A 26,765-nucleotide genomic window follows, 5' to 3' on the forward strand; every position below is an offset into this window, starting at 1 on the left:
CGCACCGCCGGGCTCGGCCGCACCGCCGGGCGCAGCCGCACCGCCGGGCCCGGCCGCACCGCCGGATCCGGCCGCACCGCCGGATCCGGCCGCACCGCCGGGCGCAGCCGCACCGCCGGGCGCAGCCGCACCGCCGGGCGCGGCTGTCGCGGCGGTCTCGGCGGTCTCGGCGGTCTCGGCGGGTTCGGGGGCCGGGGCTGGCAGGTCCGCAGAGGGCTCCTTCTCGACACGGGCGTGTCGGGGTGGCACGGCGAGCCGGAGGACGTCGGCGAGGTTGCCCGCGTACCGGTCGGCGACCGCGCGTGCCAGACGGGCGACCTCGGGGGTCAGCACCGGCTCGGGCGAGACGACCTTCTCCAGGTAGGCGAGGCGGCCTGTGTGCCCGGAGTCGTCCGCCCGGGACAGCAGCCAACCGTCGACCAACTGCCCCGCGAAACGCACCTTGACCCGGGTGCCGGGCACCGCCACGTCGTCCAGCTCGGCCGGCACGAGGTAGTCGAACGGGCGGTCCAGGTGCGCCAGCGGCACGTCCACGCAGACGCGCGCGACCGGCGACCCTGGTGCGGGTCGCCGGTCGCTACGCCTGGTGGCGGTCAGGCTCCTGCGGCCGACTTGAGGTCGGCGGCCCGGTCGGTGCTCTCCCAGGTCAGGTCCGGCAGCTCCCGGCCGAAGTGGCCGTACGCGGCGGTCTGCTGGTAGATCGGGCGGAGCAGGTTGAGGTCCCGGATGATCGCGGCCGGGCGCAGGTCGAACACCTCGGAGACGGCGCTCTCGATCGAGGCGACCGGCACGGTCTCGGTGCCGAACGTCTCGATGAACAGGCTCACCGGGTGCGCCTTGCCGATGGCGTAGGCGACCTGCGCCTCGCACCGCTCGGCGAGGCCGGCGGCGACCACGTTCTTGGCCACCCAGCGCATCGCGTACGCGGCCGACCGGTCCACCTTGGACGGGTCCTTGCCGGAGAACGCGCCGCCGCCGTGCCGGGCGTACCCGCCGTAGGTGTCAACGATGATCTTGCGGCCGGTCAGGCCAGCGTCACCCATCGGGCCACCGATCTCGAACCGGCCGGTCGGGTTGACCAGCAGCCGGTAGCCGTCGGTGTCCAGACCGAGGCTCTCCAACTCGGGAGCGATGACGGAGTCACGCACGTCGGGGGTGAGCAGCGACTCCAGCGAGATGTCCGCGGCGTGCTGGCTGGACACCACCACGGTGTTCAGCCGGACCGGGCGCAGCCCCTCGTACTCGATGGTGACCTGGGTCTTGCCGTCCGGCCGCAGGTACGGGATCGTGCCGTCCTTGCGCACCGCGGCGAGCCGACGCGCCAGCCGGTGCGCCAGCGCGATCGGCAGCGGCATCAACTCCGGCGTCTCCGAGCAGGCGAAACCGAACATCATGCCCTGGTCGCCGGCGCCCTGCGCGTCCAGCGCGCTCTCCGACGCCCCGGTCCGCAGCTCGAAGGCGTTGTCGACGCCCTGCGCGATGTCCTCGGACTGCGCGCCGATCGAGACGCTGACCCCGCAGGACGCGCCGTCGAAACCCTTCTTCGACGAGTCGTACCCGATGTCGAGGATGGTCCGGCGGACGATGGTGGGGATGTCGGCGTACGCCTTGGTGGTGACCTCGCCGGCGATGTGCACCTGGCCGGTGGTGATCATGGTCTCGACGGCAACCCGGCTGTGCGGGTCCTCGGCGAGCAGCGCGTCGAGGATGCCGTCGCTGATCTGGTCGGCGATCTTGTCCGGGTGGCCTTCCGTGACCGATTCGGACGTGAAGAGGCGGCGTGTCACGGCACTCCTAAGCGTGTGAGGTCGTTCCGCGGCAGTCTAGTCACCGCTGCGGCCGGTGTCGGGGTCGGTCGCGCCCTGTTCCACCCGTCAGGAGCGGTTGGCCAGCCGCGCCACGACGAGGTCCCACACGGTGTCGGCCACCGCCTCCTTGGCCTGCTCCGGCAGACGACTCACCGAGCCGTCCGCGCCGATGACCGTCACCGTGTTGGTGTCGGCGCCGAAGACCCGGTCCGGACCGACCTCGTTGACCACGATGAGGTCAGCCCGCTTCCGGGCCAGCTTCGCCCGGCCGTTGGCCTCCGCGTCGCCGGTCTCGGCGGCGAACACCACCAGCACCTGCCCCGGTCCCTTGCGCTGGCCGAGCTCCGCAGCGATGTCCGGATTGGTGACGAGCTCGATGGTGGGAGCGACACCGTCGTCCGACTTCTTGATTTTGCCAGGCGCGTACGTCGCCGGTCGGAAATCGGCCGGAGCCGCCGCCATCACGACCGCGTCGGCCTCGGTGGCGGCCTTCAGGGTCGCTTCGCGCAGCTCGGCGGTCGTGCCGACCCGGACCAGGTCGACCCCGGCGGGGTCGGCGAGCGAGACGTTGGCCGCGATCAGCGTGACCCGGGCACCGCGGGCGACCGCCGAACGCGCGAAGGCGTAGCCCTGTTTGCCCGAGGAGCGGTTGCCGAGAAAGCGGACCGGATCCAACGGCTCGCGGGTACCCCCGGCGGTGACGACCAGCCGGCGACCCGTCAGGTCCGCCGGGGCGGAGGCGCCCCGAGCGAGGACCTGGCGGGCGATCGCGAAGATCTCCGCCGGGTCGGGCAGGCGGCCCTTGCCGGTGTCGGCGCCGGTGAGCCGCCCGACGGCCGGCTCGATCACCCGGACGCCCCGGGAGCGCAGCGTGGCGACGTTGGCGACGGTGGCCGGGTGCTCCCACATCTCGGTGTGCATGGCCGGGGCCAGCACCACCGGGCAGCGGGCGGTCAGCAACGTGTTGGTCAGCAGGTCGTCGGCGAGCCCGTGGGCGGCCTTGGCGAGCAGGTCGGTGGTGGTCGGCGCGACCACCACCAGGTCGGCCTGCTTGCCGAGGCGGACGTGCGGCACCTCGTGCACGTCGGACCAGACGTCGTCGGCGACCGGCTGGCCGGAGAGCGCCGCCCAGGTCGGCGCGCCGACGAATCTCAGCGCCGACGCGGTCGGCACGACACGGACCCGGTGGCCCGACTCGGTGAAGAGTCGCAGCAGCTCACACGCCTTGTAGGCGGCGATGCCGCCGCCGACCCCGAGGACGATCGAGGCGGACATCGACGGGGACGCGCCTACGGCTGGTCGGTCGGCTCGGCGGTGAGCAGACCGCCGTTGATCTCGCGCATGGCGATGGAGAGCGGCTTTTCCTGCGGGGTGGTCTCGACGAGCGGGCCGACGTACTCCAGGAGGCCCTCACCGAGCTGGCTGTAGTAGGCGTTGACCTGGCGCGCGCGCTTGGCGGCGAAGATGACCAGCGCGTACTTCGACGTCGTCTTCTCGAGGAGCTCGTCGATCGGCGGGTTGGTGATGCCTTCGGGGTTGGCGATGGATCCCACGAATTAACCTCTGCGTCTTTCGAGCCGCGCGGACGCGGTGCTGAGTCCCGACGGCGGCCGGCCGTCAGCCACGCAGGCGCGACCAGGCCGGATCCGGATGAGTTGAACCGAGTAAGCCTACCAGCTCGTCCGCCACCCGATCGGTGAGGTCGTGCGTGAGGGTGTCCGCGAAGGCGGCCGCGGCGGCGGCGTCCGGCCGGCGTCCGGGCGGGATCAGCAGCACCAGACGCGCGTCGGGCAGTCGTTGCCGCACCAGCCGGGCCCCGGTCACGTCGAGTGGAAGCAGGACCGGCTGCCCGGCGTCGAGCCGGGCGCGCAGCGGCGGGTGCAGGGTCCCCCGGCGGTACGCGCCGATCCGGGACCACTCCAGCAGCTCGCCGCCGGCCACCCGGCGCTCGAACTCGGCCGGGGCGAGAAAGACCCGTTGTTCCCCGTCCACCTCCGGCTCCCGGCGCGGCCTGGTCGTTGCCGGCACCGGGATCCACACGGACGGGAAACGCGCCCGGACGAGCTCGACGACACTCTCCCTGCCGGAACCCGAAGGTCCAGCCAGGACAGTGAGCCGAGCCGCCGGGCGCGCCTCGTCATCCGTGCTCACTGCTTGTTTCTACACGCTGCCAGGTTCAGTTGGCGGCGAACTCTCCAAGCAGTGCCTTGCGCTGCTGCTCGCCGAGGCCGCGCAGACGACGGCTGTCGGCGATCTTGAGCTTCTCCATGATCTGGGTAGCCCGGATCTTGCCGATGCCCGGCATCGCCTGCAGGACAGCCGAAACCTTGAGCTTGCCGACGACATCGTCGCTCTCGGCGCGCTCGAGGACGGCGCCAAGGGTGGTCTTGCCCTGCTTGAGCTGCTCCTTCAGCTCGGCACGGGCCTTGCGGATCTCCGCGGCCTTCTCGAGCGCGGCAGCGCGCTGTTCGGGGGTCAGTGACGGGAGCGGCACCAGTTCTCCTCAGGTCCCTATCGCGGCGGGCGGGGCGCACCGCCGCATCTGTGAAACGTGGTGTCGCTGTGAACCAAGGGGTCCATGGTTCCCAGCGCGGGGAAAACTAGCGGTCGACGGAGCTTTCGGCAACGTGGGCGCGCGATGATCATCGCAAAGTGACCGAGCCGTCAGTCAGTCACCGGGCAGCCAGAACTGCCCGACACTCGACCAGCACGCGGTCCGCGGCGGCCCGCAGGGCGTCGCTGTCCGGTCCCGCCGACAGGACCTCACGGGAGTACGACGGGAGCACCGCGGCGAGGCTGGAGCCGAAGACGGTACGCAGATCGGCGGCGCCCGCACCCTGCGCGCCGAGCCCCGGAGCGAGCAGCGGCCCCCCGACGGTGGACAGGTCATGACCGGTGTCACCGATGGTGGCCCCGACCACCAGACCGAAGCTGCCGAGGGGGTCCGCACCGCTGTTGAGCTGGGAAATCTCGTCAATCACGGTCTGCGCCACAGTGCGCCCGTCGGCCGTGCGGGCCCGCTGCACGGCCGCGCCCTCGGGGTTCGAGGTGAGGGCCAGCACGAAGACCCCGCCGCCGTGTTTGGCGGCCAACTCGAACATCGGCGCCAACGAACCTACTCCCAGGTAGGGACTGGCCGTGACCGCGTCGACATACAGCGGGCTGGATGGATCCAGGTACGCGGAGGCGTACGCGCTGACCGTTGAGCCGATGTCGCCACGCTTGACGTCGAGCAGAACGAGCGATCCGGCTTCCCGTAACTGTCGGATAGTTGACTCAAGAATCGCCACACCGCGGGATCCGAATCGCTCGAAAAAGGCCGACTGAGGCTTGACAACCGCAACCCGGTCACCGAGCGCATCCACCACGGTTCGGGTGAACCGGTCCAGACCGTCGACGTCGTCGGCGAGGCCCCAGCGGGCCAGCAGGCCGGGATGCGGGTCGATGCCCACGCAGAGCGGTCCACGCTCGGTGACGGCCCGGTGCAGCCGGGTGCCGAAGCTCTCCATCGGCGTACTTCCCCTCTTGTCGCCCGGGCGGCTGGCCGCCTCCCGGAATGCTTGTCGGTTCCCGCTCAGCCGGCCGCCACGGCCGCCGCCACCCCGGCCGCGATCTGGGCCAGGTCGGCGTCGTCCGTCACGTACGGCGGCATCGTGTAGATCAGGTCGCGGAAGGGCCGCAGCCAGACGCCACGGTCGGCGGCGGCCGTGGTGGCCGCGCCGAGGTCGACGTCGTGGTCGAGCTGGACCACGCCGATCGCCCCGAGCACCCGCACGTCGGCCACGCCCGCCACGGCGCGCAGCGGCTCCAGGCCGGCGCGCAGGCCCGCGCCGATCCGGGACACCTGTGCCGCCCAGTCGCCCGCCCGGAGCAGCCCGATGGAGGCGTTGGCGACCGCGCAGGCCAGCGGGTTGCCCATGAACGTCGGACCGTGCGCCAGGACGCCGTCAGCGGAGATCCCACGGGCGATCTCCGGGGTGCACAGCGCCGCGGCCAGGGTCAGGTAGCCGCCGGTGAGCGCCTTGCCCACGCACATCACGTCCGGGGACACCCCGGCGTGCTCGGCGGCGAACATCGTGCCGGTACGGCCGAACCCGGTCGCGATCTCGTCGAAGACCAGCAGCACCCCGTGCGCGCGGGTCACCTCGCGCAGCACCCGCAGGTAACCCGGATGGTGAAAGCGCATCCCACCCGCGCCCTGCACCACCGGTTCCACGATGACCGCGGCCAGTTCGTGGGCGTGCCGCTCGACGGCGTCCACCAACGCCGCCACGTACGCCTCGTCCGGCGGATCGGCGAACCCGCCCGGCGGCACCGGGGCGAAGACCTGGCGGGGCAGCACGTCACCCCAGAGGTGGTGCATCCCGCCCTCGGGGTCGCAGACGCTCATCGGATGGAACGTGTCGCCGTGGTACCCGCCCCGCCAGGTGGCCAGCCGACGCCGCTCCGGCCGACCGACCGCCCGCTGGTACTGCAGGCACATCTTCACGGCCACCTCGACGCTGACCGATCCGGAGTCGGCCAGGAACACGTGCTCCAACCCGTCCGGGGCCAGCTCGACCAGCGTCCGCGCGAGCCGCACGGCGGGCTCGTGGGTGAGTCCGCCGAACATCACGTGGCTCATCCGCCCGAGCTGGTCGGTAACGGCCGCGTCCAGCACCGGGTGCCGGTAGCCGTGGACCGCCGCCCACCAGGACGACATCCCGTCCACCAACTCCCGGCCGTCGGCCAACCTCAGCCGCACCCCCTCGGCGCTGCGGACCACGAACGGCGCGTTCGCCGGCGGCAGCGTGGCGTACGGATGCCAGACGTGCGCCCGGTCGACGGCCAGAATCTCCTCAGGTGTCACGCGTACTCCTCGGGTGCCTGAAGCCGGCCGGACGACGGACGTCGCGCGGCCGGGTGGAACCGCTGCGCCGACCCCGCCCCGTCCCCGTACCGCAGGGCGGGCACCGGGCCGGGGACACTCACCGGCCGGCGACCGGATCCGGCGTCGCCGCCGTGGCGCTCGCGCGGGCCGCCGCCCGGACCAGGGCCGGGCCCCGGTAGATGAAGCCCGTGTAGAGCTGCACCAGGGCGGCGCCGGCATCGAACATCCGGGTGGCGTCGTCCGGGTCGAGCACGCCGCCGACCCCGACGATGGGCAGCCGGCCGCCGGTCTCGCGGTGCACGAAGGCCACCACGTCCCGGGCACGGCCGGTCAGCGGCCGACCGGACAGGCCGCCGGCCTGTGCGCCACGGTCGGTGTCCACGGCGGCGAGCCCGTCGCGGGCCAGGGTGGTGTTCGTGGCGATCACCCCGGCGGCGCCCCGGGCCAGGCAGACCTCCAACAACTCGGCGATCGCCGCCTCGGTCAGGTCCGGCGCGATCTTCACCAGCACCGGCTTCTCCCCCACCAGCGCGCCGAGCAGCGCGTCCAGGTGGGCACGGTCCTGCAACGACCGCAGACCCGGCGTGTTCGGCGACGACACGTTCACCGCGAAGTAGTCGCCGTGCCCACGCAGCGCCCGGTACGAGGCCAGGTAGTCCTCGACCGCCTCGTCGAGCGGAGTCACCTTGGACTTGCCCAACGAGATGCCCAACGGCACCCCGAGTGGACGGGGCAACGCCGCCAGCCGGGCGGCCAACGCCGCGGCGCCGGCGTTGTTGAAGCCCATCCGGTTGACCACCGCCTCGCTGGCCGGCAGCCGGAACAGCCGGGGCCGCGGATTGCCCGGCTGGGCGTGCGCGGTGACCGTGCCGACCTCCACGAAGCCGAACCCCAGCGCCGGCCAGGCCGGCAGCGCGACGCCGTCCTTGTCCATGCCGGCAGCCAGCCCGACCGGGTTGGGGAACCGCACGCCGAAGACCGTGCGCGGCGCCTCGACGGCGTACCGGGCCCGCAGCGCGGCCAGGACGGCGGGACGCCGCGACAGTGCGGCCAACCGCCGCAGCGTCCACTCGTGCGCCGTCTCGGCGTCCCCGCCGCCGAGCCGGAACAACCCGGGCCGGACGACCCGCTCGAACAGCGTCACTGCGCCGCCCGCAGGGTGGCGTGCAGATCCTGCAACGGTCGCACCCGCATGTCGCCCCGGATACGTGCCTCGATCCCCATCACCGCCGCGGCGGCGCCGGGGACCGTGGTGATGCAGGGGATGTCGGTGGTGACGGCGGCGCTGCGGATCTCGTAACCGTCGGAGCGGGCACTCGCGCCCGAGCCCTGCGGCGTGTTGATCACCAGCGCCACGTGGCCGCCGAGGATCAGCGACACGGCGTCGTCGCCCTCGCCGGCCTGGTAGTGCTTGCGGATCTGCTCGCAGGCGATGCCGTGCCGGCGCAGCACCTCGGCGGTACCGGCCGTCGCCACGATCTCGAAGCCCAGGTCGGCCAACCGCTTGATCGGGAAGATCATGCCGCGCTTGTCCCGGTTGGCCACCGACACGAAGATCTTCCCGGCGGTCGGCAACGACCCGTACGCAGCCGACTGGCTCTTGGCGAAGGCGTGCCCGAAGTTGGTGTCGATGCCCATCACCTCACCCGTCGACTTCATCTCCGGGCCGAGCAGCGAGTCGATTCCCTTGCCGGCGCGGGTACGGAAGCGCTTGAACGGCAGGACCGCCTCCTTGACCGCGATCGGCGCGTCGGCGGGCATCGTCCCACCATCCCCCGTCGCCGGGAGCAGACCCTCGGCACGCAGCTCGGCGATGGTCGCGCCCAGCGCGATCCGGGCCGCCGCCTTGGCCAGCGGCACCGCCGTCGCCTTCGAGACGAACGGAACCGTCCGCGACGCGCGCGGGTTCGCCTCCAGCACGTAGAGCACGTCGTCCTTGAGCGCGTACTGCACGTTGAGCAGACCACGCACGCCGACACCCCGGGCGATGGCCTCGGTGTACCGGCGGACCTCGGCCAGGTGCGAGCCCGCCAGGGTGATCGGCGGCAACGCGCAGGACGAGTCTCCGGAGTGGATCCCGGCCTCTTCGATGTGCTCCATCACGCCGCCGACGTAGACCTCGCCGTCGGCGTCGCACAGGGCGTCCACGTCGATCTCGATGGCGTCGTCGAGGAACCGGTCCACCAGCACCGGGTGGTCGCCGGAGATGTCGGTGGCCCGGCCGATGTAGTCACGCAGCGTCGGGTCGTCGTACACGATCTCCATGCCACGCCCACCGAGCACGTAGGACGGACGGACCAGCACCGGGTAGCCGATCTCGTCGGCGATCGTCTTGGCCTCGTCGTACGAGGTGGCCATGCCGTGTGCCGGCGCGCGCAGCCCGGCGCGGGCCAGGACGGCGCCGAACGCGCCCCGCTCCTCGGCCAGGTGGATCGACTCCGGCGAGGTGCCGACCACCGGCACGCCCGCGTCCTTGAGCCGCTGCGCCAACCCCAGCGGGGTCTGCCCGCCGAGCTGCACGACCACACCGACCACGCCCGGGCCGCCGGCCGCGCGGCCGGAGGAGTCTTCCGCGTGCCAGGCCTCCAGGACGTCCTCGAAGGTCAGCGGCTCGAAGTAGAGCCGGTCGGCGGTGTCGTAGTCGGTCGACACCGTCTCCGGGTTGCAGTTGACCATCACGGTCTCGTAGCCGGCCGCCCGCAGCGCCTGCACGGCGTGCACGCACGAGTAGTCGAACTCGATGCCCTGCCCGATCCGGTTCGGGCCGGAGCCCAGGATCAGCACCTTCGGCCGGTCCGACGGCACGACCTCGGTCTCGGAGTCGTACGACGAGTAGTGGTAGGGCGTGCTGGCCTCGAACTCGGCCGCGCAGGTGTCGACGGTCTTGTAGACCGGGCGGACGTCGAGGCGGTGCCGCAGGGCGCGTACGCCGTCCTCGGCCGCCAGCTCCGGACGCAGCGCGGCGAGCTGCCGGTCGGAGAGCCCGGCCCGCTTGGCACGGCGCAGCAGCTCGGCGTCGAGCACCGGCGCGTCGACGATCTCGGTCCGCAGCTCGATCAGCGCCGCGATCTGGTCCAGGAACCAGGGGTCGATCCCGCCGGACGCCTCGCTCACCTCGCTGATCGACGCGCCGAGACGCAGCGCCCGCTCGACGGTGTAGAGCCGGCCGTCGTGCGGCACGCGCAGCGCGGCGAGGGTGTCCGCCAGGGTGACGCCCGCCGGGTCCGGAGTGGTCCAGAAGCCGACCGCCTTGGTTTCCATCGACCGCATGGCCTTGTTCAGCGCCTCGCTGAAGTTGCGCCCGAGACTCATGGCCTCGCCCACCGACTTCATGGTGGTGGTCAGCTCCGGGTCCGCGCCGGGGAACTTCTCGAACGCGAAGCGGGGGATCTTCACCACCACGTAGTCCAGGGTCGGCTCGAACGCCGCCGGGGTCTTCAACGTGATGTCGTTGGGGATCTCGTCGAGCGTGTAGCCGATGGCCAGCTTCGCGGCGATCTTCGCGATCGGGAAGCCGGTCGCCTTGGAGGCCAGCGCCGAGGAGCGCGACACCCGGGGGTTCATCTCGATCACGACGATCCGGCCGTCGACCGGGTTGACCGCGAACTGGATGTTGCAGCCGCCGGTGTCCACCCCGACCTCGCGCAGCACGGCGATGCCCAGGTCACGAAGGTGCTGGTACTCCCGGTCGGTGAGCGTCATGGCCGGGGCCACGGTCACGCTGTCGCCGGTGTGCACGCCCATCGGGTCGATGTTCTCGATGGAGCAGACCACCACCACGTTGTCGTGCCGGTCGCGCATCAGCTCAAGCTCGTATTCCTTCCAGCCGAGCACGCTCTCCTCGATCAGGACCTCGTGCACCGGGCTGGCCGCCAGGCCGTCGCCGGCGATGCGGGCCAGGTCCTGGGGGGTGTGCGCCATGCCGGAGCCCAGGCCGCCCATGGTGAACGACGGCCGGATCACCACCGGCAGGCCCAGCTCGGCGACGGTCGCCTCGACCTCGTCCATCGAGTGGCACACCCGCGAGCGCGGCACCAGCGCGGCCGGGTCCTCGACGCCGAGGCGTACGCCGGCCTTCGCGACGATCTCCTTGAAGAGCTGGCGGTCCTCACCCCGGTTGATGGCGTCGATGTTCGCGCCGATCAACTCGACGCCGTACTTCTCCAGGACGCCGGCCTCGTGCAGGGCGACTGCCGTGTTCAGCGCGGTCTGCCCGCCGAGAGTGGCCAGGATCGCGTCCGGGCGCTCCTTGGCGATGACCAGCTCGACGAACTCCGGGGTGATCGGCTCGACGTAGGTCGCGTCGGCGAACTCCGGGTCGGTCATGATCGTGGCCGGGTTGGAGTTGACCAGGCTGACCCGGATCCCCTCGCTGCGCAGCACCCGGCACGCCTGGGTTCCGGAGTAGTCGAACTCGCAGGCCTGCCCGATGACGATCGGCCCGGAGCCGATGACGAGGATGTGCTTGAGGTCGGTCCGCTTAGGCATTCTTCCCGCCTTCGATCAGCTCGGCGAAACGGTCGAAGAGGTAGTCCGCGTCGTGTGGACCGGCCGCCGCCTCCGGGTGGTACTGGACGGTGAAGGCGGGCACGTCCACGGCCCGCAGCCCTTCGACCACGTTGTCGTTGAGGCAGACGTGCGACACCCGCACGCCACCGAAGTCGGTGTCGATCACCTGGTCGGGGACGACCGCGCCGGCACCCACCCCCGCGCCCGGCACCTCGACCGCGAAGCCGTGGTTGTGGCTGGTCACCTCGACCTTGCCGGTGGCCCGGTCGAGCACCGGCTGGTTGATTCCCCGGTGGCCGTAGCCCAGCTTGTAGGTGCCGAAACCGAGCGCCCGACCGAGGATCTGGCTGCCGAAGCAGATGCCGAACAGTGGCACCTGCCGCCGCAGCGCCTCCCGGGCCACCGCCACCGGACCGTAGGCCGTGGCCGGGTCGCCGGGTCCGGGCGACAGGAAGATCGCGTCGGCGCCGGTGGCGAGCAGGTCCTCGATGCTCGACGAGGCCGGCAGCACGTGGGTCCTCACCCCGCGCGCGGCGAGCCGGCGCGGCACGTTGCGCTTGATGCCCAGGTCGAGCGCGGCCACCGTGAACCGGTGCTCGCCGATCGCGTCGACGACGTACGGCTCGGGAGTGGTCACCTCGGTGGACAGGTCCGCGCCGACCATCTGCGGTGACTGCCGGACCCGGGCCAGCAGGCTCTGCGGGTCCTTCTCGACGCTGGAGATGCCCACCCGCATGGCGCCCCGATCGCGCAGGTGCCGGGTCAGCGCCCGGGTGTCCACCCCGCTGATGCCCACCACGCCCTCGGTGGCGAGGCGGTCCTCGAGACCGCCGGTGGCCCGCCAGTTCGAGCCGATCCGGGCCGGGTCGCGGACCACGTACCCGGCCACCCAGATCCGGCCGGACTCGTCGTCCTCGCCGTTGACGCCGGTGTTGCCGATGTGCGGGGCGGTCTGCACGACCACCTGACGGTGGTAGGACGGGTCGGTCAGCGTCTCCTGGTAGCCGGTCATGCCGGTGGTGAAGACCGCCTCGCCGAAGGTCTCCCCGACACTGCCGTACGCCTCACCGGGGAACGTGCGCCCGTCCTCGAGCACGAGAATCGCGGAACGTCTACGCGTCACTTGATTGCCTTTCCGTCCAGGACCGTCGGCTCGCCGCGCAGGAAGGTCGCCACGATGCGACCCGGCAGCGTCATGCGGGCGTACGGGGTGTTGCGACTGCGGCTGGCCAGCTCCGCCGGCTCGATGGTGCGGCGGGCGGCCGGGTCGACCAGGGTCAGGGTGGCCGGGGCGCCGGGCGCCGGGTCGACGCCGTGCCCGGTCAGTCCCGCGATCCGGGCGGGAACGCGGGACATCCGCTCGGCGATCAGGTCCCACTCGGGACCGAGCACGTCCAGCGCGATGGACAGCGCCGTCTCCAGGCCGAGCATCCCCGGCCGGGCGTACGCCCACTCGCACTCCTTGTCCTCCACGGCGTGCGGGGCGTGGTCGGTGGCGATGATGTCGATCACGCCGTCGGCGAGCGCGGCGCGCAGCGCGGCGACGTCGGCGGCCGTACGCAACGGCGGGTTGACCTTGAAGACCGGGTCGTAGCTCTCCGCACGCTCGTCGGTGAGCAGCAGGTGGTGCGGGGTGACCTCGGCGGTGACGCGCACCCCGCGGGCCTTGGCCTGGCGTAGCACCTCGACGCTGCCGGCGGTGGAGACGTGGCAGACGTGCAGTCGGCTGCCCACGTGCTCGGCGAGCAGCACGTCCCGGGCGATGATCGCCTCCTCGGCGACCGCCGGCCAGCCGATCAGCCCGAGCCGGGTGGAGACCTCACCCTCGTGCATCTGGGCGCCCTCGGTGAGGCGGGGCTCCTCGGCGTGCTGGGCGATGATCCCGTCGAACGCCTTGACGTACTCCAGGGCCCGGCGCATCAGCAACGGATCGGCGACGCAGTGCCCGTCGTCGGAGAAGATCCGTACCCGGGCGGCGGAGTCGGCCATCGCCCCCAACTCGGCGAGGCGCTCGCCGGCCAACCCGACGGTGACCGCCCCGATCGGCTGCACGTCGACCATCCCGGCCTCCCGGCCGAGCCGCCAGACCTGCTCGACCACGCCGGCGGTGTCCGCGACCGGCGACGTGTTGGCCATCGCGCAGACCGCCGTGTAACCGCCCAGCGCCGCCGCGCGGGACCCGGACTCGACGGTCTCGGCGTCCTCCCGGCCGGGCTCGCGCAGGTGGGTGTGCAGGTCGACCAGGCCGGGCAGGGCCACCAGGCCGGTTCCGTCGATGACGGTGGCGTCCGGCGCGGACAGCCCCGGACCGACCTCGGCGACGACGCCGTCGCGGATCAGCAGGTCGGTCGGCGCGGCGCCGACGATGCTCACGCTGGTGATGAGGTACGCGGTCACCGGTTGTTCCCTCCGAGCAGCAGGTACAGAACAGCCATCCGGACGGAGACCCCGTTGGTGACCTGTTCGACGATGGTGGAGCGGGGTGAGTCGGCGACCTCGGGGGTGATCTCCATCCCGCGGTTCATCGGACCGGGGTGCATGACGATCGCGTGCTCGGGCAGGCGACGCATCCGGGGACCGTCCAGCCCGTAGCGGCGGGCGTACTCGCGGGCGGAGGGGAAGTAGGAGTCCCGCATCCGCTCCCGCTGCACCCGCAGCATCATCACCGCGTCCACGTTCGGCAGCACCGCGTCGAGGTCGTACGACACGTCGATGCCCGGGGCGAGCGCTCCGGCGATGTCGACGGGGATGAGGGTGGGCGGGCCGACCAGGGTGACCTTCGCGCCGAGGGTCGACAAAAGCAGCACGTTGGAGCGGGCCACCCGGGAGTGCAGCACGTCCCCGACCACCGCGACCGACAGGCCGGCGAGCCGGCCCAGCCGGGCCCGCATCGTGTACGCGTCGAGCAGCGCCTGGGTCGGGTGCTCGTGGGTGCCGTCGCCGGCGTTCACGACCGACCCGTCCACCCAGTTGGCCAGCCGGTGCGGGGCGCCCGAGGCGGGGTGTCGTACGACGACCGCGTCCGCGCCCATCGCCTGCAGGGTCAGCGCGGTGTCCTTCAGGCTCTCGCCCTTGGCGACGCTGGACCCCTTGGCGGAAAAGTTGATCACATCGGCGCTCAGTCGCTTCGCCGCCGCCTCGAACGAGATCCGGGTCCGGGTGGAGTCCTCGTAGAAGAGGTTCACCACCGTCCGGCCGCGCAGCGCGGGCAGCTTCTTGATCTCCCGGCCGGCGACGGTGGCCATCTCGGCAGCGGTGTCCAGGATCTCGGTGGCGGTGGCGGCGTCCAGGTCCGCGCCGGAGAGCAGGTGCTTGATCATGAGTGGGCTCCCCCGTAGAGCTTGACCTCGTCCGTTCCGTCGGTCTCGGCCAGCGTCACCTTGACGCTCTCGGCGAGCGCGGTGGGGATGTTCTTGCCGACGTAGTCGGCCCGGATCGGCAGCTCGCGGTGGCCGCGGTCGACAAGCACGGCCAGTTGCACGGACGCCGGGCGGCCGACGTCGTTGAGCGCGTCGAGCGCGGCCCGCACGGTGCGGCCGGAGAAGAGCACGTCGTCGACGAGGATCACCCGCTTACCGTCGATGCCGCCGCTGGGCACCTGGGTCGGGCCGATCGCGCGGGTGGCGTGCCGGCGCAGGTCGTCGCGGTAGAGCGTGATGTCGAGCACACCGACCGGGACGACGACGTCCTCGAAGGTGCTGATCCGGGCGGCGAGCCGCCGCGCGAGGGGGACGCCGCGGGTGGGAATCCCGAGCAGCACGGTGTCGGCCGCGCCCTGGGTCTTCTCCAGGATCTGGTGGGCGATGCGGTCGACCACCCGCTGCACGTCGGCGCTGGCGAGGATCACCTTCACCGAGGGTTGTCGCGGTGGTGACGGGCGGGCAGCCGGTGGGGACGCCACGGCGGACCTCCTTCCCCGCCTCACGGGACGGGTCGTTAAAGGATGTCGGGCACCTCCGACCGGGGAGCGCGAGCTGCCCTGGCCGGGGCTTCACGCCACGTTACCAGTGGTCACCGCGCCGACCGACAGCGGCCGCTGACCACCGGATCAGATCCACGAAACACCGATGACCCCCTCGGCACTCCCCAACGGTAAGGTCACGACCACTTGACCAGGTGTCCCATTCCCCGTACCGTCACGCTCCGTAGCGATCGACGGGAGAACCCCGAGCAGCACTGGGAGTGTCCGAATGCCCTCTGAATACGCCAAATCTCTGGGCGCCCGCCTGCGCTCCATCCGCCAGCAGCAGGGCCTCTCCCTGCAGGGTGTGGAGGAGAAGTCGAACGGGCGGTGGAAGGCCGTGGTGGTCGGCTCGTACGAGCGTGGCGACCGGGCCGTGACGGTGTCCCGTCTGGCCGAGCTGGCCGAGTTCTACCGGGTCCCCGTTTCGGAGCTGCTGCCCGACGGCAGCGGTGTCCGGCACGAGCCCACCAGCAAGATCGTCCTGGACCTGGAGCGGCTCTACGACGAGGCCTCCGAGGACCTGGCCTACGTCGCCCGCTACGCCCGCGCGATCCAGCAGCAGCGCGGTGACTACAACGGCCGGGTGCTCTCCATCCGCGCCGACGACCTCCGGGCGCTCGCCATCGTCTACGACGCCTCACCGTCGGGTCTGATCGAGCGGCTCACCGAGCACGGCGTGCTGGTGGCCGACCCCCGGGCGTTCTTCGCCTCCTGAGCTGTCGCTTCACCTGATCTGCCGTTCGACGAGAAGGGCCCGTGCCGGTGGCACGGGCCCTTCTCGTTCGCGGTGCTCGCGTCGGCTCAGCGGGTGGCGTACTCGGCGATGCGGCCGAGCACACCGTTGAGGAAGCGCGGCGAATCATCGGTCGACATCTGCCGGGCCAGCTCGACCGCCTCGCTGATCGCCACCGCGTCGTCGATCTCGTCGACGTAGAGCAGCTCGTAGACGGCGATCCGGGCCAGGTTGCGGTCGACCACCGGCATCCGGTCGAGAGTCCAGCCCTCGGCGTAGCTGGCGATCAGCTCGTCGATCCGGTCGAGGTGCTCGGCGACTCCCTCGACCAACCCCACGGCGTAGCCAAGGTGCTCCGGCCGGGGCTGTTCGATGCGCTGAAGGTAACCGGCCAGGACCTCAACGGGCGGGCGATCCCGCAGATCGGCCTCGTACAGGACGTCCAGCGCCCGCTTGCGCGCCTTGCGGCGCGCCGGCATCTGCTGCTTGGGACCCTCAGCCATCAGGCGCGGCCGAGGTAACGGCCGTCGCGGGTGTCGACCTTGATCTTCTCACCGGTGGTGATGAACAGCGGAACCGGCACGGTGGCGCCGGTCTCGACGGTCGCCGGCTTGGTGCCACCGGTCGAGCGGTCCCCCTGCAGACCCGGCTCGGTGTAGGTGACCTCGAGCACGACGCTGGTGGGCAGCTCGATGTAGAGCGGCACATCCTCGTGGGTGGCGACGGTCGCCTCCGCCTCGGGCAGCAGGTAGTTGGCTGCCTCCCCGACGGTGCCGCCGGGCACGGTGATCTGGTCGAAGGTCTCCAGATCCATGAAGACGAAGTCCTCGCCGTCGGCGTACAGGTACTGCATCGTGCGCTTGTCCACGGTCGCGGTCTCGACCTTGGTGCCCGCGTTGAAGGTCTTGTCGACCACCTTCCCGGACAGCACGTTCTTCAGCGTGGTGCGCACGAACGCACCACCCTTACCGGGCTTGACGTGCTGGAACTCGACGACGGACCAGAGCTCGCCGTCAAGGTTGAGTACCAGGCCGTTTTTGAGGTCGTTGGTGGAGGCCATTTCCTGCCTTGATCATCAATTGGCGGACAGACCCCAGAAGTCTACTAGCTGCGTCGAATCGGGCCGCCCCCGCTCGGGGCGACCGTTCAGCGGGTGGCCAGATGGTGCAGCGCGAGACGATAACCGTCAATGCCGAGACCGCAGATCACCCCGGTCGCCACCGCGGAGATCACCGAATGGTGCCGGAACTCCTCGCGGGTGTGGATGTTCGAGATGTGCACCTCCACCAGCGGCCCACGCAGCATGGCGCAGGCGTCGCGCACCGCGTACGAGTAGTGCGACCAGGCGGCCGGGTTGAGCACCACGGCGGCACCCTCATCGGCGGCGTCGTGCAGCCAGCCGAGCAGCTCGTGCTCCGCGTCGGTCTGCCGGACCGTGACGTCGAGTCCCAGCTCCCGACCGGTGGCCTCGCAGAGCGCCACCAGGTCGGCGTAGCTGGTCGAGCCGTACACGGCGGGCTCCCGGGTGCCCAGCCGACCCAGGTTCGGCCCGTTCAGCACGTACACCCTCATGCGGCGCTTTCTTCCGTTCGCGACTGCGGGGCTCGCAAAACCGGCTCACTCCGCACGCTCACGGGGTGGCCAGCTCGCGGTAGGCGGCTTCGAGCAGGGCGTCGTCCGGGCCCTCCAGCATCGCCGGGCGGGCCAGCCCGTCCAGCACCACGAACCGCAGCCGGGCGCCCCGGGCCTTCTTGTCCACCCGCATCGTGGCCAGCAGCCGCGGCCAGGCCTCGGCCGGATAGCTCACCGGCAGGCCGAGCGCGGTCAGGCTGCTCCGGTGCCGGTCGGCGGTCGGGGCGTCCAGTCGGCCGGCGAGCCGGGCCAGCGTGGCCGCGTAGACCAGGCCGACCGCGACCGCGTGACCGTGCCGCCAGCGGTAGCCCTCGTTCTGCTCGATCGCGTGCGCCAGGGTGTGGCCGTAGTTGAGCACCTCCCGCAGACCCAACTCACGCAGGTCGCCGGCGACGACGTCGGCCTTGACCCGGATGGCCCGCTCGATCAGCTCCCGGTTGACCGGCCCGCGCGGATCGGTGGCCGCCGCGGGGTCACGCTCGACGAGATCCAGGATCACCGGGTCGGCGATGAACCCGCACTTGACCACCTCGGCCAACCCGGCCGCGAGGTCGACGGCGGGCAGGCTGTCGAGGGTGGCCAGGTCGGCGAGCACACCCACCGGCGGGTGGAACGCGCCCACCAGGTTCTTGCCGGCGGCGGTGTTGATCCCCGTCTTGCCGCCCACGGCCGCGTCCACCATGCCCAGCAGGGAGGTCGCGACCGGCACCCAGCGCACCCCGCGCAGCCAGCAGGCCGCGACGAAGCCGGCCAGGTCGGTCACCGCGCCGCCGCCAACCCCGACCACCGCGTCGGTACGGGTGAAACCGGCCGCGCCGAGCCGGTCCCAGCAGGCGGCCGCCACGTCGATCTGCTTGCCCGACTCGGCGTCGGGCACCTCGATCGGCAGCGGGTCGACGCCCGCCGCGCGCAGCCGTTCACCGAGCGCGTCGGCCAGGGCCTTGAGTGGGGGCGTGTGCAGCACCGCCGCCCGGGTCGCGCCGGGCAGCAGCCCCGGCAGCGCGCCCAGCAGGTCGCGTCCGACCAGCACGTCGTACGGTCGTTCGCCGCCGACCGGAATCCGGGTCACCTCGTCCATCGCCGGCAGCCTAGTCCAGCGGACGGCGTGGCGAGGGCGTCTGTCCACCTGCTGGCCGGGCGGCCCAGTCGGCCAGCAGACGGGCGTGCTCGGCCACGGCGGCGCGCAACGCGTCCGGGTGGCGCACGGTGAACGGGCAGCCCAGGCCGGCGAGCAGCGCGGCCATGCCGGGCAGGCTCTCCGCACGGGCCCGCAGCAGCACACCGTCGCCGCTGGCGGTCAGCTCGGCCACACTGCCCGGTATCCGCCGCCGGGCGGCGACCAGATCGGTCTCCAGCAGCACCTCGACCTCGTGCCGATAGGGCACACCGGCCAGCGACCGGGTCAGCCACGCCACCGCGTCGAAGCCGTCCGGCACCGTGAACGTCTCCGCGCCGGGCGTGACGGCGCCGATCCGGTCCAGTCGAAACGTGCGCACCTCCCCGCGCCGGTGGTCGTGACCGGTGACGTACCAGCGGCCGGCGTGGAAGACCAGCCCGTACGGGTCGAGGTCACGATGCGACCGCTCACCGCGCCACGAGCGGTAGTCCAGGCTCACCCGCTGCCGCCGCCGGGCGGCCGTGGCCAGCGCCAGCAGGGTGCCCGACGCCGGTCGCGCCTGGGGCTCGGGCCGCCGCAGTGTGAAGCCGAGGTGCTCCCGCAGTGCGGTCAGCCGGTCGGCGAGCGCCGCCGGCAGCACCCGGCCGATCTTCGCCGCCGCGGTCGCCGTGGCCGGCAGTTCGGTGGCCAGCCCGACCCGCTCGGCGACGACCAGGCCGAGCAGCACGGCCACCGCCTCGTCGTCGGTGAGCATCAGCGGCGGCAGCTTGTACCCGGGATGCAGCCGGTAGCCGCCGTGGCGGCCCCGGTCGGCGAGCACCGGGATGCCCAGCTCGACCAGGGTGGCCGCATAGCGGCGCACGGTCCGTTCGTCCACACCGAGCCGGCTCGCGAGGTCGCCGGCCGTCGCCTTGTGCCGGGCCTGGAGCAGCTCAAGCAGGGCCAGCACCCGGCCGGCGGGATGAGACACGGGCCACTCCTCCAAACCGGGCGGATCCTGTCCGAATTCAATCGTACGGTCGGTCGGTAGCCGAGAGAAGGAGTGACGGATGGCGACGTTCGTACTGGTGCCGGGGTTCTGGTTGGGTGCCTGGGCGTGGCGCGAGGTGACCGGCCTGCTGCGTGCGCGGGGGCACGACGTGCACCCGATGACGTTGACCGGGGTGGCCGAGCGCCACCACCTCGCCGGGCCGCAGGTGAGCCTGGAGACGCACACCACCGACATCGTCCGGTTGATCGAGGTCGAGGATCTGCACGACGTGCTGCTGGTCGGGCACTCGGGCGGCGGCATGCCGGTCGCCCAGGCGGCGGAACGGATCCCGGACCGGATCGCCCGGGTGGTCTACGTGGAGAGTGGACCGCTGCCGGACGGCACCGCACAGTTCGACACCGTGCCGCCGCAGGAACAGCAGCGGCTGCGCGCGGCGATCGGCGACGGCCACCTGCTGCCACCGCCGGCCTGGGACCCGGCGGCAGACCCGACAAACCTGGCCGGCCTGGACGAGTCGATGCTGTCCCTCCTGCGTGAGCGCGCCACCGCACAGCCCCTGCGGACGGCCACCGATCCGGTACGCCGCACGGGTGGCCGCCCGGTGCCGACCGCGCTGGTCGCGAGCACCTTCCCGCTGGCCGTGGTACGCCAGATGATCGACGAGGAGCACCCGTTCTTCACCGGTCTGGCCGACGGCCAGCTGCACGAGCTGCCCACCGGGCACTGGCCGATGCTCAGCGAGCCGAAGGCGCTGGCCGACGTGCTCGACCTGGTCGCCCGAGCCTGACCACGCGCCGGTCTTGCGGTTGCGGTTGTCGAGATACCGGAAATGCCCCGGTACGTCGGCGCAGCAACTGCAAGATCGCGCGGCGGGGCGGGGCGGGGGCGGGCCGGGGCGGGGCGGGGCGGGGCGGGGCGGGGTCAGCGTGGCAGCAGGGCGGCGACCTCGGCGACGACGGCCGCCGGGGTACGGCCGTCGGTGACCACCGTGTCGGTCGCCACCTCGGCGTAGAGCGGCTTGCGCTGGTCCATGAGGTGCTTGAGGGTGGCTCGCGGGTTGATCGCCAGCAGCGGCCGGCCCGCGCCGAGCCCCACCCGCTTCACCGCGTCGGGCAGCTCCACCGACAGGTGGACGACCCGATGCCCCACCAGGGCGGCCCGGGTCTCCTCGGCCAGGACGGCGCCGCCACCCAGGGCGAGCACACCCGTGCCGGACGCCAGCGCCGCCGCCACGGCCGCCCTTTCCAGGGCCCGGAAGTGCTCCTCGCCCTCGTCGATGAAGATCTCCGGGATGTTCTTGCCGGCCATCTGTTCGATGTCGGCGTCGGTGTCCCGGAACTCCACGCCGAGGGAGGCGGCGAGCGCCTGCCCCACGGTGGTCTTGCCGCAGCCGGGCACCCCGACCAGGACGACGACCGGCGCCATCAGCGGATGACCAGCGCGTCGAGGTAGCCGGTCACGTTGCGGCGGATCTCGGCGACCGAGTCGCCACCGAACTTCTCGGTGGCCGCCTCGGCCAGCACCAGGGCCACCATCGCCTCGGCGACGACCGCGGCGGCGGGCACGGCGCAGACGTCGGAGCGCTGGTTGATGGCGGTCGCCGGCTCGCCGGTGACGACATCCACGGTGGCCAGCGCCCGGTTGAGCGACGAGATCGGCTTCATGGCGGCGCGCACCCGCAGCGGCTCGCCGGTGGTGATGCCACCCTCCAGCCCGCCGGCCCGGTCGGTGACGCGGCGGACGCCGGTGGCCGACGGAATGATCTCGTCGTGCGCCTCGGAGCCACGGGAGCGTGCCTGCTGCCACCCGTCGCCGATCTCGACGCCCTTGATCGCCTGGATGGACATCAGCGCGGTGGCCAGTCGGGCGTCGAGCTTGCGGTCCCACTGCACGTGACTGCCCAGGCCCGGCGGCACCCCGTACGCCAGCACCTCCACCACGCCGCCGAGCGTGTCGGCGGCCTTCTTCGCGGCGTCGACCTCGGCGACCATCAGGGCGCTGGCGTCCGGGTCGAGGCAGCGCAGCGGGTCGGCGTCGATGCGGTCGGCGTCCTGCGGGGTCGGACGCAGCCCGGGCTTCGCGGCCACCGGACCCAACTCGACCACGTGCGAGACGATCTCGATGCCGAGCGCCTGCCGGATCAACGCCTTGGCGACCGTGCCGACGGCCACCCGGGCGGCGGTCTCCCGGGCGCTGGCGCGCTCCAGGATCGGCCGCGCGTCGGTGTGGCCGTACTTCTGCATGCCGGCCAGGTCGGCGTGGCCGGGCCGGGGGCGGGTCAGTGGCGCGTTGCGGGCCTGCCGGGCCAGCTCGTCGGGATCGACGGGATCGGCGGCCATCACCGTCTGCCACTTGGGCCACTCGGAGTTGCCGACCCGGATCGCCACCGGGCTGCCCAGCGTGAGGCCGTGCCGCAGTCCGCCGATCACCTCGACCTCGTCCTGCTCGAACGACATCCGGGCGCCACGGCCATAGCCCAGCCGGCGGCGGGCCAGCTCGCCCGCGATCTCGGCGGTGCTCACCTCGATGCCGGCCGGCACCCCCTCCAGCAGCGCGACGAGGGCGGGGCCGTGCGATTCACCTGCAGTCAACCAGCGCAACACAGCGGTCAGTCTGTCACGACGCGCGACGGGCACGTCGCGCTGCCCGTCGCGTCCCGCCCTGCGGACGGCCGGACCGTCCGCAGGGCGGCTTCGCACGACGGATCAGATGCCCCGACCGCGCTTGTGCAGCGTGCGCAGCACCGAGTCGGCCCGGACCATCCGGCCGGCGACCGCCAGCGCCAGGTAGGCGCGGGGCTCGCGAGGATTGCGGCGCAGCGTGTGCCGGGCCCAGCGCACGGCCCCGCGCCGGTCGCCGGAGGCGGCCCGCGCGAAGGCGATCTGCCCGGTGACCCGGGCCTCGCCGGCCGGTTGCCCGGCGAACTCCGGGTAACGCCGCAGCAGCCACTGCAACGCCTCGGAGATGGTGTCCCAGCGCTGCGCGAAGTACGACCGCTTGTGCCACCGCACCAGCACCGACGGCGTCCGCAGGTTGATCAGTGGAGCGCTGCGGGCGGCGCGCAGCAGGAACTCGTAATCCTCCGCGTAGCTGCCCGGGATCTCCTCGTCGACCAGACCGAAGCCGTCGCGCAGCGCCGTCGCCCGGATCAGGAAGGTGGACGGGTGCAGCTCCGTCAGCCGGTCCCGCAGGAGGTCGTCCAGGGTGATCCGGTCCTTGTCGAGCACCCGGTCGACGGTGTGCCCGTCGTAGCTGACCCGGATGCCACAGCAGACGAACTCGGCGCTCGGGTCGGCGGTCAACGCCTGCACCTGGGCGGCCAGTTTGCCGGGCAGCCACTCGTCGTCGTCGTCGCAGAACGCGACCAGCTCGCCCACGGCGGCGAGGGTGCCGCTGTTGCGCGCGCCGGCCAGTCCGGGCGCGCGCCCGTTCGCGATCACCCGGACCGCCCGGCCCGGACCGGCCAGGCCGGTCAGCGACTCGTCCGGGGTGGACTGGTCGAACACGACCACGGCCTCGATCGTGCCCGGATATTCCTGGGCGATGATCGCGGCCAGGGCGGCGCGCAGCAGTTCGGGGCGGTCCCGGGTGGGTACCACGACGCTGACGCTCGGCTGGTCGGTCATCGGGTCTCCTTCGTCGGCTGGCCGGTGCGCGGCCAGGTCCGCCAGCGGGGTCGGCGCCGGCTCGACCGGGCCACCAGGTCGTCCACGATCTGCCCGACCCGTGCCACCGCCGCGAGACGGGCCTCGTGCGCGGCCGGGTCGGCCTGCACCGCGTACCGGGACGGGTCGGCCTGGCCGGCGGTGAGCGCGTCGTGCAGCTCCTCGCGGGTCTCGCAGAGCGCCACCAGCCCCGCTGCGCCGAGGCGGCGCGCGAAGAGCTGCTGGTGGTCGTCGACGTGCTCGCCGCGCGACGGGTCCCGGGGCACCACGATGGGCAGGTGACCGTGCCGGCGAGCCTCCAGGATCGTCGCCGGGCCGCCGTGACACACCACCAGGTCGGCGTCGGCCATCGCCTGTTGCAGGGCGTCGTGGCCGAGGAACGGCACCGCGCCGGGGAGGGTCGGCGCGGCCGTGTGCCCGTGCTGCACGGTCAGCCCGACCGGACCGGCCTGCGCGTGCCACTGCGCCAGCCAGTCGACGAGCCGGTCGAAGGGGTGCTTGTCGGTGCCGACCGCGACGAGCAGCCGGGGCTGCTCGACGGGTGTGGTGTCGCGCTGACGCGGCAGCCGGGACGGCTCGGTGACGGCGTCGCGGCGCGCGGTGTCCGCCTCCCCGCTCACAGCAGCGTCCCCACGACGGTTGCCTCCGGGTACTGCCGCCGCTGCTCGTCCCACTGCACGAGCATCGCGGACAGGAACGGGCGGCAGAGCCGAGCGGTCAGCGTCGGGGTGTCGATCCGGTCGTACACCTCGATGTAGACGGTCGGGATGCGACGCAGGCGGGCCAGCACCACGAACGGCACGGCCACCCCCGCGCCGGTGGTGACCACCGCGGCGACCCGCCGACGCCGCAGCACCCGCCAGGCCAGCCGCGCGTTGCGCAGCAGGTTGGGTACGTTGCGGGTGGTCGGGTGGTACGCGGGCACCAGGTCCTCACCGGTCAGCAGCGACACCGCCTCCGGGGTGTCGAAGGTGACCCAGCAGCGCCGCCACCGTTCGTACCAGGGCCGCAGAGCGAGAAGTTGGGCCAGGTGACCGCCGCTGGATCCGACCAGCAGCAGCACCGGCGACTCGTCGTCGATGTTCGTGTCCACGCGACTCCCCACAAGTTCGCTTGGAATTCCGATTCACGCAAGGCAGAAGCAGATCACAGGTTTTCTGGTCGTTGAATAGCGCGACCGGACGAGGCGACGATCTCCCTTCGGCGTGCTCAGGCCCACTGTCGACCTCACACCCCATCGACCACCGTCACGACCTGCCGTTATGCGGTCACTCTCTGACGCGTCCCCGGCGTCGGGAATTCTCCTGTTCACTCGCTATGTCGTTTCTCAATGACGTCCAACAGTGCGGGATGCAGCGCCGGGTTCCACCCGGCGCCGGCGTCGGCGAGTCGCCACGTACGCAGCCACATCTCCAGCAGGTACGCGTCGGCCACCAGAGCGCACCGCGCCGCGTCGAGGCCGAGCCGCCCGCCGTGTCGCCCCAGGTACGCGTCCACGGCTGCGGCGGCCACCTGGGCCGGCTCGCCGCGCAGCACCAGCGACCGCTGGAACGCGTCGTGCGCCAGGTCGAAGCCGACCGGCACGTCCGGACCACTGTGCTCCCAGTCCCAGGCGACCAGGCGGCCGTCGTGCGTGCCCAGGTTCCACGGCACCCAGTCGCCGTGCCAGTGACCGAATTCGACGGTCGTGTCGCCGTGCCGGCGGGTCAGCGCGGCGACCGCCGCCACCGCCCGCGCCCCGGCGGACCCGGCCCCGGCGGCCCGCTCCGCCTGGGCGGCCAGTCGAGCCTGGAACGTCGACGAGACCAACGGGCGCGGCACACCGGGCTCGCCGCCCCGCCGGGCGACCGCGAGCAACGCCGCGATCCGCGGCGGGTCGTCGGCCGGCACTCCACGTACGTCCGGCGGCAGCGGCTCGATCACCGCGACGGCCTGACCGGCCCACGCCGTCTCGGCGAGCAGCCCGGGCGGCGCCGGATGGTCGGGCACACCGGCCACGCCGCTCAGCGCCCGCAGCGCGGCGGCCTCGGCGGTGACCAGGGCACGGGTGGCGTCGTTCCAGCCGATCTTCGCGTAGCCGCGGGGACGACCGTCGACGGTGAACAGTTGCAGCGTGGGCTTCGCGTTCGGGTCCGGCGGACGAACGCCGCACGCGGCCAGCAGGGGCGCACCGCCCAACGCGGCCGCGAGCCGCTCGCTCAGCACCAGGTCGGCCACGGGCGCCCCCACCGGCACCGACACGGTCAGCGTCGGAAACAGCGCCAGGCCCGCCCCGCCCAGTCGGGCCAGCCCACCGAGCGCCGCCCGGAACGCGCGCACCTTCGGCGGCCGCAAGGCGTTGTACGCCAGCAGCGACGCCGCGCCGGCCCGGGGCGCGCCCAGCGGCACCAAGAACCGCGCCCGCGCCACCGACGGCACCACGGCGTACCGGGCGACCGCCCGCTGCCCGGCCGGCACCGCGCCGCCCACCGTCAGGTGGACCCGGTCGTCCGGGAACACCGCACGGCTCACCCAGCCCAGCCCGTCCGTCCGCGAACGGGGGTCCGTGGCCGGGGTGACCCCGGTCGTCACGCCGCCCGGTCCGCCCAGTCGAGGTCCAACCCGAGCCGCTCGCGCAGCGCGTCGTTGTACGGGCGGTAGTAGTCGGTCAGCTCGGCGCGGACCGCCGGCTCCAGCGGGGCCGAGCGCCGGTCGTTGTAGACCTTGAAGTTCGGCAGGTCGTACGCGGGCAGCCCGAGGAAGTCGAGGGTGCGTCGGTAGGTGGCCCGGGAGTCGCGGTACAGGTCCTCGCTGGGCAGGAAGAGGATCTGGGCCGGGTCGAAGCGGTCCAGCCACGGCTCCAGGTGCTCCAGGTAACGCCCGCGCGCCCGGTACGTGTACCAGTCGTACGCCTCGCTGAACGCCTCCGGCTCGGCGATGAGCCGCTCCCGCTCCCCCGCCGTACGCTCCGGCTCGGCAGCCAGCGCCTCCGCGAAGTCCAGCGGCTCGATGCCGTGCGTACGACGCTCCTTCCAGTGCGAGTACGCCCGCTCGACCGGATCACGCAGCAGCACGATCAGCTTCACGGTCGGCATGAGCGCGGCGACCCGCTGCGCGGCGAGCGGGTGGAACATGTACAGCGGCGCGGCCTCGCCGACGCGGACCGGCCCGCCGTGCCGCTTCGCGAGGGCCTCGCGATGCCGTTCGGTCGGAAAGTGCGAGCGGTACCACGCCTCGCCGCGACCCCAGTGCTCCTCGAAGTAGTGCGCCGACTTGGTGTTCCACGCGGGGAAGAGCCGGGGCACCAGCGGATGCTGGATGAGGTAGTTCCACAGCGAGGTGGTGCCACCCCGTTTGGTGCCGATGATCAAGAAGTCCGGCAGGGGTCGCCGGTCACTGGTGCGCACCCCGTAGTCGACCAGGGAATCCTTCACCCGGGTGGTCACCTGGGTCGGCACCAACTGCTTGACCCGGTCACGGATGGACGCCACGACGGC

The 26,765-nt window shown here is 72.4% G+C and carries 27 protein-coding genes and 1 pseudogene; 2 read left to right on the forward strand and 26 right to left on the reverse strand.

What is annotated here, in order from left to right; all coding sequences use genetic code 11:
* The 14 genes and pseudogenes from AB0B55_RS31375 to pyrR form a co-directional block, all read right to left on the reverse strand.
* Positions 1-534, reverse strand: a pseudogene (locus tag AB0B55_RS31375) (primosomal protein N'); the annotation flags it as partial.
* Positions 535-593: 59 nt separating this feature from the next.
* Positions 594-1,787, reverse strand: coding sequence for a methionine adenosyltransferase (metK, locus tag AB0B55_RS31380; RefSeq protein ID WP_355624166.1), 1,194 nt, complete (start codon positions 1,785-1,787; stop codon positions 594-596).
* Between the two features lie 87 nt (positions 1,788-1,874).
* Entirely contained in the window at positions 1,875-3,083 is a 1,209-nt protein-coding gene (gene coaBC, locus AB0B55_RS31385) for a bifunctional phosphopantothenoylcysteine decarboxylase/phosphopantothenate--cysteine ligase CoaBC (protein WP_357133428.1), read from the reverse strand.
* Between the two features lie 14 nt (positions 3,084-3,097).
* A complete protein-coding gene (rpoZ, locus tag AB0B55_RS31390) occupies positions 3,098-3,361 on the reverse strand; it encodes a DNA-directed RNA polymerase subunit omega (RefSeq protein ID WP_074318577.1) in 264 nt (87 codons plus the stop codon).
* A gap of 64 nt (positions 3,362-3,425) precedes the next feature.
* A complete protein-coding gene (locus AB0B55_RS31395; RefSeq protein ID WP_357133430.1) occupies positions 3,426-3,959 on the reverse strand; it encodes a guanylate kinase in 534 nt (177 codons plus the stop codon).
* 25 nt (positions 3,960-3,984) lie between these two features.
* The gene (gene mihF / locus AB0B55_RS31400; RefSeq protein WP_007458370.1) at positions 3,985-4,302 is read right to left on the reverse strand and encodes an integration host factor, actinobacterial type; all 318 of its coding nucleotides are present in this window, start codon (positions 4,300-4,302) and stop codon (positions 3,985-3,987) included.
* Positions 4,303-4,480: 178 nt separating this feature from the next.
* A complete protein-coding gene (pyrF, locus tag AB0B55_RS31405) occupies positions 4,481-5,317 on the reverse strand; it encodes an orotidine-5'-phosphate decarboxylase (protein WP_357133432.1) in 837 nt (278 codons plus the stop codon).
* A 65-nt stretch (positions 5,318-5,382) separates the two neighbouring features.
* On the reverse strand, positions 5,383-6,657 hold the full coding sequence (locus AB0B55_RS31410) for an adenosylmethionine--8-amino-7-oxononanoate transaminase (RefSeq protein WP_357175724.1): 1,275 nt from the start codon (positions 6,655-6,657) through the stop codon (positions 5,383-5,385).
* Between the two features lie 118 nt (positions 6,658-6,775).
* A complete protein-coding gene (locus AB0B55_RS31415; RefSeq protein WP_357133436.1) occupies positions 6,776-7,822 on the reverse strand; it encodes a quinone-dependent dihydroorotate dehydrogenase in 1,047 nt (348 codons plus the stop codon).
* Positions 7,819-11,166: a carbamoyl-phosphate synthase large subunit gene (gene carB, locus AB0B55_RS31420; protein ID WP_357175727.1), complete on the reverse strand. Its 3,348-nt coding sequence runs from the start codon at positions 11,164-11,166 to the stop codon at positions 7,819-7,821. The genes AB0B55_RS31415 and carB overlap by 4 nt, the downstream gene beginning before the upstream one ends.
* On the reverse strand, positions 11,159-12,310 hold the full coding sequence (gene carA / locus AB0B55_RS31425; RefSeq protein WP_357133440.1) for a glutamine-hydrolyzing carbamoyl-phosphate synthase small subunit: 1,152 nt from the start codon (positions 12,308-12,310) through the stop codon (positions 11,159-11,161). Before carA ends, carB begins: the two co-directional genes overlap by 8 nt.
* Entirely contained in the window at positions 12,307-13,584 is a 1,278-nt protein-coding gene (locus tag AB0B55_RS31430) for a dihydroorotase (RefSeq protein WP_355053079.1), read from the reverse strand. Before AB0B55_RS31430 ends, carA begins: the two co-directional genes overlap by 4 nt.
* Positions 13,581-14,507, reverse strand: coding sequence for an aspartate carbamoyltransferase catalytic subunit (locus AB0B55_RS31435; protein ID WP_357133444.1), 927 nt, complete (start codon positions 14,505-14,507; stop codon positions 13,581-13,583). The genes AB0B55_RS31430 and AB0B55_RS31435 overlap by 4 nt, the downstream gene beginning before the upstream one ends.
* Complete coding sequence (gene pyrR / locus AB0B55_RS31440) at positions 14,504-15,088, reverse strand: bifunctional pyr operon transcriptional regulator/uracil phosphoribosyltransferase PyrR (RefSeq protein WP_357133446.1); 585 nt, start codon at positions 15,086-15,088, stop codon at positions 14,504-14,506. Before pyrR ends, AB0B55_RS31435 begins: the two co-directional genes overlap by 4 nt.
* Positions 15,089-15,377: 289 nt before the next feature.
* On the opposite strand from pyrR, the gene AB0B55_RS31445 reads away from it, so the two are divergent.
* A complete protein-coding gene (locus tag AB0B55_RS31445; RefSeq protein ID WP_007458348.1) occupies positions 15,378-15,866 on the forward strand; it encodes a transcriptional regulator in 489 nt (162 codons plus the stop codon).
* 86 nt (positions 15,867-15,952) lie between these two features.
* On the opposite strand, the gene nusB is transcribed toward AB0B55_RS31445, so the two are convergent.
* From nusB to AB0B55_RS31470, 5 genes are all read right to left on the reverse strand, one after another.
* Positions 15,953-16,363 (reverse strand): transcription antitermination factor NusB, encoded by a 411-nt coding sequence (nusB, locus tag AB0B55_RS31450; RefSeq protein ID WP_355243328.1) that lies wholly within the window; start codon positions 16,361-16,363, stop codon positions 15,953-15,955.
* A 23-nt stretch (positions 16,364-16,386) separates the two neighbouring features.
* Positions 16,387-16,944, reverse strand: a complete 558-nt coding sequence (gene efp, locus AB0B55_RS31455) for an elongation factor P (RefSeq protein WP_355053076.1) — start codon at positions 16,942-16,944, stop codon at positions 16,387-16,389.
* 86 nt (positions 16,945-17,030) lie between these two features.
* Entirely contained in the window at positions 17,031-17,456 is a 426-nt protein-coding gene (gene aroQ, locus AB0B55_RS31460) for a type II 3-dehydroquinate dehydratase (protein ID WP_357175731.1), read from the reverse strand.
* A gap of 58 nt (positions 17,457-17,514) precedes the next feature.
* Complete coding sequence (gene aroB, locus AB0B55_RS31465; protein ID WP_357175734.1) at positions 17,515-18,594, reverse strand: 3-dehydroquinate synthase; 1,080 nt, start codon at positions 18,592-18,594, stop codon at positions 17,515-17,517.
* A 10-nt stretch (positions 18,595-18,604) separates the two neighbouring features.
* The gene (locus AB0B55_RS31470) at positions 18,605-19,603 is read right to left on the reverse strand and encodes a YafY family protein (RefSeq protein WP_357175737.1); all 999 of its coding nucleotides are present in this window, start codon (positions 19,601-19,603) and stop codon (positions 18,605-18,607) included.
* Positions 19,604-19,682: 79 nt separating this feature from the next.
* Here AB0B55_RS31470 and AB0B55_RS31475 point away from each other — a divergent pair, with 79 nt between their 5' ends.
* On the forward strand, positions 19,683-20,411 hold the full coding sequence (locus tag AB0B55_RS31475; RefSeq protein ID WP_357175740.1) for an alpha/beta hydrolase: 729 nt from the start codon (positions 19,683-19,685) through the stop codon (positions 20,409-20,411).
* A gap of 134 nt (positions 20,412-20,545) precedes the next feature.
* On the opposite strand, the gene AB0B55_RS31480 is transcribed toward AB0B55_RS31475, so the two are convergent.
* The 7 genes from AB0B55_RS31480 to AB0B55_RS31510 form a co-directional block, all read right to left on the reverse strand.
* On the reverse strand, positions 20,546-21,049 hold the full coding sequence (locus AB0B55_RS31480) for a shikimate kinase (RefSeq protein ID WP_357133456.1): 504 nt from the start codon (positions 21,047-21,049) through the stop codon (positions 20,546-20,548).
* The gene (gene aroC / locus AB0B55_RS31485) at positions 21,049-22,227 is read right to left on the reverse strand and encodes a chorismate synthase (protein ID WP_357133458.1); all 1,179 of its coding nucleotides are present in this window, start codon (positions 22,225-22,227) and stop codon (positions 21,049-21,051) included. Before aroC ends, AB0B55_RS31480 begins: the two co-directional genes overlap by 1 nt.
* 102 nt (positions 22,228-22,329) lie before the next feature.
* Complete coding sequence (locus AB0B55_RS31490) at positions 22,330-23,250, reverse strand: glycosyltransferase family 2 protein (RefSeq protein ID WP_357175743.1); 921 nt, start codon at positions 23,248-23,250, stop codon at positions 22,330-22,332.
* Positions 23,247-23,813, reverse strand: a complete 567-nt coding sequence (locus AB0B55_RS31495) for a glycosyltransferase (protein WP_357133521.1) — start codon at positions 23,811-23,813, stop codon at positions 23,247-23,249. Before AB0B55_RS31495 ends, AB0B55_RS31490 begins: the two co-directional genes overlap by 4 nt.
* Before the next feature lie 92 nt (positions 23,814-23,905).
* A complete protein-coding gene (locus tag AB0B55_RS31500) occupies positions 23,906-24,382 on the reverse strand; it encodes a UDP-N-acetylglucosamine--LPS N-acetylglucosamine transferase (RefSeq protein WP_357133463.1) in 477 nt (158 codons plus the stop codon).
* A gap of 215 nt (positions 24,383-24,597) precedes the next feature.
* Entirely contained in the window at positions 24,598-25,860 is a 1,263-nt protein-coding gene (locus tag AB0B55_RS31505) for a hypothetical protein (RefSeq protein WP_357133465.1), read from the reverse strand.
* A complete protein-coding gene (locus AB0B55_RS31510) occupies positions 25,857-26,759 on the reverse strand; it encodes a sulfotransferase domain-containing protein (protein WP_357133523.1) in 903 nt (300 codons plus the stop codon). The genes AB0B55_RS31505 and AB0B55_RS31510 overlap by 4 nt, the downstream gene beginning before the upstream one ends.
* Between the last annotated feature and the right edge of the window lie 6 nt (positions 26,760-26,765).

The sequence above is a fragment of the Micromonospora sp. NPDC049107 genome (assembly GCF_040648595.1).
Classification (GTDB): Bacteria; Actinomycetota; Actinomycetes; order Mycobacteriales; family Micromonosporaceae; genus Micromonospora.